This is a genomic window from Corallococcus sp. CA047B (assembly GCF_003612065.1).
Classification (GTDB): Bacteria; Myxococcota; Myxococcia; order Myxococcales; family Myxococcaceae; genus Corallococcus; species Corallococcus praedator.
In genome coordinates this window covers 1-6,766 of sequence record NZ_RAWD01000423.1, presented here as the reverse complement: position 1 = coordinate 6,766, position 6,766 = coordinate 1, and the positions used below count along the sequence as shown (strand labels likewise).

Genomic DNA, 6,766 nt, shown 5'->3' with positions numbered 1-6,766 from the left:
GACTCTTCGCGAGCGGTTTTTCCCTGTCAACCGCCGCCGAGCGTCTCGCGAAAGTAACGTCGGAAGTTGCCACCCATCACACGTTCCACCCAGGACTCCGGGTGTCGTCGCAACAGCGCCTCGGTGAACCGGAGCGCTGAAGCCCACGCCCCGTCCGGAAGCCACTTCTGCTTCCGGACCCGGCGGCGCGGCCGTCACGTCAGGGCGCGCAGACGACCTGTTCGTCCTTCACGGTGCACGACGAGCAGTCCTGCGTCTTCTTCAGCACGCCGCCCTGGCACAGCAGCAGCGCCACGCCGTTCGGGCTGCACACGCCCTTGCCCTCGGCGTCCTGCGCGCACGCGTCGTTCTCGATGTTGAGGGACGTGTCGCACCGCACGCTGTCCGACAGCTCACGGCAGCCCAGCGGCCCGCGGCAGGCCAGCGAGCGCCACGTCCCGGCCCGGCACTCCAGCGCCTGCGCGTCATCCAGGCACACGTAGTCCCCGCCGTCACACGAGTCACCCGAGCCCGGCCCGCCACAGCCGGAAAGGAGGAGGAAGCCGAAGGACAGGAGCGCGAGAGAAAGACGGTTCATGGGTGGCGGCGACTCTTCGCGAGCGGTTTTTCCCTGTCAACCGCCGCCGAGCGTCTCGCGAAAGTAACGTCGGAAGTTGCCACCCATCACACGTTCCACCCAGGACTCCGGGTGTCGTCGCAACAGCGCCTCGGTGAGGCGGGGCAGGTCCGTCACGTCCCGCATGCCCTTGGGCAGCGCCACCATGCCGTCGTAGTCGGAGCCCACGCCCACACCCTCCTCGCCCATGACATCCACCGCGTGCTCCACGTGGCGGACCACGTCGTCCATCGTGTCGCCGCCCAGGTACACCGGCGCCAGGATGATGCCCACCACGCCGCCGCGCTGCGCGATGGTGCGCAGCGCCACGTCGGACAGGTTGCGCCAGCCACCGCCCGCCGCGCGCACGCCGGTGTGCGAACAGAAGTAGCGCACGGTGGGGTGCGCGAAGAGGTCCGTGAGCGTCTGCTCGGACGCGTGCGCCACGTCTACGCTCAGCCCCAGGTGGGCCATCTGCTCCATCACCTGATGCCCCAGCGACGTCAGCCCCCGGTTGCCCATCATCGGGAAGGATGAGCCGCCCAGGTCGTTGTTGGACAGGTGCGTGAGCCCCATGAAGCGCACCCCGCGCCGGTGCAGCTCCGCCAGTCGCTCCACCTTGCCTTCGATGGCATGGCCTCCCTCCACGCCCAGCACCGCCGACAGGCGCCCGTGCACCAGGTTGTCCTCCAGCCCCGCCCCGGTGGTGGCGATGCGCACCGTGTCCCCGGAGCGCGCGCAGAAGGACTCCAGCTTTTCAATCTGCCAGAGGGCGCGCAGCCATTCGCCGCCGCGCGCCTCGCGGGGCCACTTGCGCCACGCGGCGAACAGCGGGAAGCCGCCAATGAAGGGAAAGCCCCGGGTCACCAGCGTGAAGCACTGCAACTTCACCCCCGCCTCGCGAAGGCGGGGGAAGTCCACGTGCCCTTCCGTCGACCGCTCGCACAGGTCGCGGTTCCACATCAGTGAATCCGCATGACCGTCCGCGATGCACCAGCGCTGGTGCAATTCCTTCACGTCACCCATGCCAGCAGTCTTCGCCACCGCCTCCCGCGATGACAAGCACCCGCTCACCCGGACCGCGCATCAGTTCCAGTCCGCGCCGCTGTCGTCGTCGTCGGCCCAGACCTCATCCTCCAGCGGCAGGCCGGCCTCCGCGCTCCCCGCGGGCCCCACGAGGGCATCCGTCCGCACCTCCGCCACCTCGCGAAGCGCTTCGGGAGGACCATAGGGCCGCCCCGCCGCGCCCATCAGCTCCCGCAGCGCGTCCCGCAGCTCCGCCCCGGTCTGGAAGCGCGCGTCGCGCTCACGCCGCAGCAGCCGCCGGAGCACCGCCCGCATGCCTTCGGACAACCCCCGCGTCGCATGCTCCACGTGCGCCGGCGCCAGGCACGCCATGCGCGCGGCCATCAGCGGCGCGGGCAACCAGCTGGGTGTCTCCGCGCACAGCCCCCGCGCGCCGGGCAGGGGCTGGGCCTGCTGCGCCGCGCGCTCCACGTCCTCAAGGTCCAGCAGGTGCAATCCGGTGAGCAGCTCCAGGAGCACCATCCCCAGGGAGAACAGGTCCGCCCGTCCATCCAGCGGCTGGCCCTCCAGGGCCTCCGGCGAGGCATAGGCCACGTCCCCGCGCACGAGCCCCGGCTCCGTCACCACGCGCCCCGGCAGCCGCGACCACGCGAGCGCGAAGTCCGAAAGCCGCACCCGCCCGTGCACATCCACGCGCACCGAGCGCGGGCTCACGTCCCGGTGCACGACGCCCACCGGGAATCCGCGCGCATCCTCCAGCGCGTGGGCATGGTGGAGCGCGTCCGCCACCTCCGCGCCCACGTACGCGACGAACGCCTCCGAGAACGGCCGCCTGCGCAGCGCCGCGAAGCTGGACAGCGTCTCCAGGCACGGGCCGTCCACGTATTCCATGACGAGGTGGGGCGCGCCGTCGTGCACGCGCACCAGGTACACCGGGGCGATGGCCGGGTGGCTCAGCCGCATGAGCAGCTTCACCTCCTCGCGCAGCCGGGCCCGCCCCACGTCGTCCCCGACGTCGCGCAGGCGTTTGATGAGCACCAGGCCCCCCGGCGTGCGCGCGTAGTGCCGGCGGGCGAGCAGCAGCTCCCCTCCGGCGCGCGACCCCAGGTAGCGCACCAGCTCATAGGACGTGGCCCCGGTGGAGAAGAGGATGAAGGGCCGGGACGCGGACTGCGCGGGGGGATGGGTGGCCATCGTGGATGACGCTCCTTCGGGAGGCGCTTCCCGGGGGTGGGAAGGCATGAGGAAGACCTCACGCCCGCGTCCTACCACCCGGGTCAGACATTCCCGCCCCACCCCACCGGGTGTATCCCCGACTAAAAAGGAAACGGCCCCCGCGCTGCCGCGGGAGCCGTCGCCTTCAAGCCATTTCATGCCTGCGCACTGACGCGCGCGGGGCGAGAAACTACTTGTCCAGCTTCTTCACGGCCGCCACCAGCGTCACGTCGCGGGCGACCATGTCCTTGCCGTCCATCACGTACGAGGCGCGCACCTGCGAGCCTTCCTTGATGTCGTCCATCTTCACCGCGCGGCTGCCGTTGTCCATCAGCGCCGTCTTGTCGTTGGTCTTGATCTTCAGCTCGCGGTTGTTGCTGTCCACCACCGTCAGCGTGTCACCCGACTTCGACAGCACGCGACCGTTGATGGTCGTGGCGGCGGCGGTCGCGCCGGCCATGCCCGAGCCACCCTGGGCCAGGTCGTCATTCAGGTCCTCGTTGCGGTTGGCCTGCGCCTCGGCCAGGTCCTGCTCCTCGTCGCGCACGTCCTCATTGGCGGCGGCGATCTTGTTGTTGGCGTCCTGGCGCGCCTCCGCGATGTCCTCGTTGGTGTCGCGCTGCGCGGCGCCGATCTCCTCGTTGGCGTCGTGCTGCGCGGAGGCCACCTCACGGCCCTCATCCTGACGCGCTTCCGCCGTCTCCTGCGCCGCTTCCTGGCGAGCCTCGGCGACGTCCTCGCGCTGCTCCTGGACGTCGTCCTTCTTGCAGCCCGCGACCATCGTCAGCCCCGCCACCGCAGTAACCGCAATCATGAGCTTCCGCATGTGACTGCCCCCTGTGTGATGTGTTCTGGAAGCCGGTGGATTTGTTCCCCGGCGTTGGGCAGAAACTGGTCGCTCCCCCCGTACCTGCACAGGGGTTGTCAGCGACGGATCCAGGACACAGGGGGCCCTTTCCGATGAAAAAGGCCCTGGTCGCCTGCCTGCTGGGGAGGCGGAACAAACTCAACAGAGCGCGAAAAATCCGTCGGGGCGCGCTGTAACAGGGCTGTTTCGTGAAGGAGGCTGTGCGTTGACAGGGCAGAACCGCCCTTGTACTGGCAGCGGCGGTCCCCGCGAGGAGCACGTGCGGGTCGCAAGGAGTCGTGACGCCGTGACGGTGTGGGTCAACGGAGAAGCGCGAGAGCTGCCGGAGGGTGGCACCCTTTCGTCCCTGCTGACGCTGCTGGGGTTGAGCAGCGGGCCGGGGGTGGCGGTGGAGGTGAACGCGGAGGTGGTGCGCCGCGCCCGTCACCCCGAGCACCGGCTCCAGGATGGGGACCGGGTGGAGATCGTCACCTTCGTGGGTGGCGGGTGAGTGCAGGCCTGAAAGAGGACACGGTCATGAGCGGTATCGCGGACAAGCCCTTCACGCTGGCGGGAGTGACGTTCACCTCGCGGCTCATCGTGGGGACGGGGAAGTACCCCAGCCACGAGGTGATGAAGCAGTGCCACGACGCCTCCGGCGCGGAGCTCGTCACGGTGGCGGTGCGGCGCCTGGACCTGAAGGCCACGGGCGAGGCGTCGCTGATGAACTGGATTGACCGCAACAAGCTGCGCCTGCTGCCCAACACGGCGCTCTGCTACACGGCGGACGACGCGGTGCGCACCTGCCGGCTCGCGGAAGAGCTGGGCATGAGCAAGTGGGTGAAGCTGGAGGTCCTGGGCGACGAGAAGACGCTCTACCCGGACGTCGAGGAGACGCTGAAGGCGGCGCGCATCCTGGTGAAGGAGGGCTTCACGGTGCTGCCCTACACCAGCGACGACCCCATCACGGCGCGCAAGCTGGAGGACGCGGGCTGCGCGGCGGTGATGCCGCTGGCGGCGCCCATCGGCAGCGGCCTGGGCATCCGCAACCCGCACAACCTGCGCCTCATCCGCGAGGTGGTGAAGGTGCCGGTCATCGTGGACGCGGGCGTGGGCACCGCGTCCGACGCGGCCATCGCCATGGAGCTGGGCGTGGACGCGCTGCTCATGAACACCGCCATCGCGGGCGCGAAGGATCCGGTGCGCATGGCCGTGGCCATGAAGAAGGCGGTGGAGGCCGGCCGCGACGCGTACCTGGCCGGACGCATTCCGCGCAAGGCATACGGCTCCGCGTCCAGCCCCATCGAAGGGCTCGTCGAGTAGTGACGTCCCTGCCCCGCCTCGTCGTCATCACCGACTGGCGCCTTCCCCGGACGCGGCTGGTGTCCGCGCTGGAGCGGGCGCTGGAGGCGGGGCCCGACGTCGCCGTGCAGCACCGGCACCCGGAGGCCTCCGGCCACCTGTTCCTGGAGGAGGCCCGGCTCGTGGCGGACCTCTGCCGGGCCCGGGGGCGGGCGTTGTTCGTCAACGGCAGACTGGACGTCGCGCTGCTCGTGGGCGCGCACCTGCATCTGCCCGCGTCCGGTCCTTCTCCCAGGGACGTGCGCCCGCACCTGCCCGAAGGTCGGCTCATCAGCGTGGCGGTGCATGACGCGAGCGAGGCGGATGCAGCGGTGGGAGCGGACCTGGCGTTGGTGAGCCCGGTGTTCGCGCCTGGATCCAAGCCAGGGGACACGCGGGCCACGCTGGGTCCGGAGGGGTTCCAGGCGCTCGTCGCCCGGCTGCCCTGCCCCGCCCTGGCGCTGGGCGGGATGACGCCCGAGCGCGCGAGGATCGTGCCCGGGGCCCTGGGCGTCGCGGTCATCTCCGCCGTGCTGGAGGCGGACGACCCACGAGAGGCGGCCCGAGCGCTGTTGGATGCGCACGCGACGCCTCACGATTGAGGGAGCAGGCCCCCAGGCGGGACCGAGCTGGACGCATGCGCGGCCCCACGCGGTGGAGGCGCGCTATGCTGCGCGGCCGTGAATCCCTCCGCGACTTCCGCTGAACTGCGCCCGCTCGCCATCGGGGAAATCATCGACCGCGCCGCGACGTTCTGGCGCGCGCACCTGAAGCCCCTGTTCGTCCTGTGTCTGGGGTTCGACCTGGTCAACTACATCGCGGTCAAGGTCTTCACCTTCGCGATGACGCGCGTGGTGGGCGTGCTGCCGGGGTTGCAGGGGCCGAGCGCGGGGACGAATCCGACGGAGGCGCTGACCCAGTCGGGCATCGCGATGGGGATGATGGGCGTGCTGTATGTGTTCCTCATCTGGAACTTCTGGTTCGCCACCACGGCGGCGGCCCGGTACGTGGTGCCCGCGCACCTGGGGGATCCGGTGCGTCCCATGGATGGCCTGCGCCGCGCGGTGTCCCGGCTGGGCACGCTGACGGCCACCTACCTGCTGTCCCTGGGCTGGTCCCTGGGCGTGACGGTGCTGCTGTGCCTGCCGGGCTCCATCGTCATGGGGCTGGCCGTGGTGGCGGTCGTCACGGGCAAGGGCGCGGGAGGAAGCACGGCGCTGAGCGTGGCGCTGATCATCATCGGCGCCATCCTGCTGGGACTGGGCGGACTGGCCGCGGTGCTCTGGTACTTCCTGCGCTTCATGTTGCTGCCGCCCGTGCTGGCGATGGAGGACGTGGGCGCGTGGACCGCCTTCAAACGCTCCGGGGCGTTGCTGTCCGGCCGCGTGGAGCCGGGCTTCATGGGGCGCGGGACGGTGCGGGCCATGGTGTTGTCCACGGTGGTGGGCGGCATCCTTGTAGCGGTGAGCCTGGTGTCGGGTCTGCCCGCGTGGATCGTGCGATTGACCTACGGCGGCAACCTGTTGGATCCGGCGGCCCAGGCGGCCATCCCCCAGGCCCTGCTGGTGCCCGCGGAGCTGTTGCAGGTGGTGGGGCAATCCTTCTTCACACCGCTGAGCTTCGTCGTCTCGGCGTTCTTCTACGTGGACATGCGCGTGCGCCGCGAGGGCCTGGATCTGGAGCGCCGGCTCGCGACCCCGGACCCGACGACGCAGTCCACCTGACCCCCGGCTCCCCGCGCC

8 protein-coding genes are annotated in these 6,766 nt (G+C 70.4%); 4 read left to right on the top strand and 4 right to left on the bottom strand.

Annotation, left to right across the window (positions count from 1 at the left end; genetic code table 11):
* Positions 1–199: 199 nt before the first annotated feature.
* The 4 genes from D7X74_RS37760 to D7X74_RS37745 form a co-directional block, all read right to left on the bottom strand.
* Positions 200–577, bottom strand: a complete 378-nt coding sequence (locus D7X74_RS37760) for a hypothetical protein (RefSeq protein WP_120537826.1) — start codon at positions 575–577, stop codon at positions 200–202.
* Between the two features lie 36 nt (positions 578–613).
* Complete coding sequence (locus tag D7X74_RS37755; RefSeq protein ID WP_120537825.1) at positions 614–1,621, bottom strand: dipeptidase; 1,008 nt, start codon at positions 1,619–1,621, stop codon at positions 614–616.
* A gap of 60 nt (positions 1,622–1,681) precedes the next feature.
* On the bottom strand, positions 1,682–2,815 hold the full coding sequence (locus D7X74_RS37750) for a serine/threonine-protein kinase (RefSeq protein ID WP_120537824.1): 1,134 nt from the start codon (positions 2,813–2,815) through the stop codon (positions 1,682–1,684).
* Positions 2,816–3,026: 211 nt separating this feature from the next.
* Positions 3,027–3,650 carry a hypothetical protein gene (locus D7X74_RS37745; protein WP_233595309.1) on the bottom strand — a complete coding sequence of 208 codons (624 nt, stop codon included), beginning with the start codon at positions 3,648–3,650 and terminating at the stop codon, positions 3,027–3,029.
* 340 nt (positions 3,651–3,990) lie between these two features.
* On the opposite strand from D7X74_RS37745, the gene thiS reads away from it, so the two are divergent.
* The 4 genes from thiS (at position 3,991) to D7X74_RS37725 (ending at position 6,748) form a co-directional block, all read left to right on the top strand.
* Positions 3,991–4,194 carry a sulfur carrier protein ThiS gene (gene thiS, locus D7X74_RS37740; protein ID WP_120537822.1) on the top strand — a complete coding sequence of 68 codons (204 nt, stop codon included), beginning with the start codon at positions 3,991–3,993 and terminating at the stop codon, positions 4,192–4,194.
* Between the two features lie 26 nt (positions 4,195–4,220).
* Positions 4,221–5,006, top strand: a complete 786-nt coding sequence (locus D7X74_RS37735) for a thiazole synthase (protein ID WP_120537821.1) — start codon at positions 4,221–4,223, stop codon at positions 5,004–5,006.
* Entirely contained in the window at positions 5,006–5,626 is a 621-nt protein-coding gene (locus D7X74_RS37730) for a thiamine phosphate synthase (RefSeq protein ID WP_120537820.1), read from the top strand. The genes D7X74_RS37735 and D7X74_RS37730 overlap by 1 nt, the downstream gene beginning before the upstream one ends.
* A 78-nt stretch (positions 5,627–5,704) precedes the next feature.
* The gene (locus D7X74_RS37725) at positions 5,705–6,748 is read left to right on the top strand and encodes a hypothetical protein (protein ID WP_120537819.1); all 1,044 of its coding nucleotides are present in this window, start codon (positions 5,705–5,707) and stop codon (positions 6,746–6,748) included.
* Positions 6,749–6,766 lie beyond the last annotated feature (18 nt).

Bases quoted from the DNA above. Each gene is read 5' to 3' on its own strand.
- D7X74_RS37760 (WP_120537826.1), bottom strand. From the start codon at position 577: ATGAACCGTCTTTCTCTCGCGCTCCTGTCCTTCGGCTTCCTCCTCCTT.
- D7X74_RS37755 (WP_120537825.1), bottom strand. From the start codon at position 1,621: ATGGGTGACGTGAAGGAATTGCACCAGCGCTGGTGCATCGCGGACGGT.
- D7X74_RS37750 (WP_120537824.1), bottom strand. From the start codon at position 2,815: ATGGCCACCCATCCCCCCGCGCAGTCCGCGTCCCGGCCCTTCATCCTC.
- D7X74_RS37745 (WP_233595309.1), bottom strand. From the start codon at position 3,650: ATGATTGCGGTTACTGCGGTGGCGGGGCTGACGATGGTCGCGGGCTGC.
- D7X74_RS37735 (WP_120537821.1), top strand. From the start codon at position 4,221: ATGAGCGGTATCGCGGACAAGCCCTTCACGCTGGCGGGAGTGACGTTC.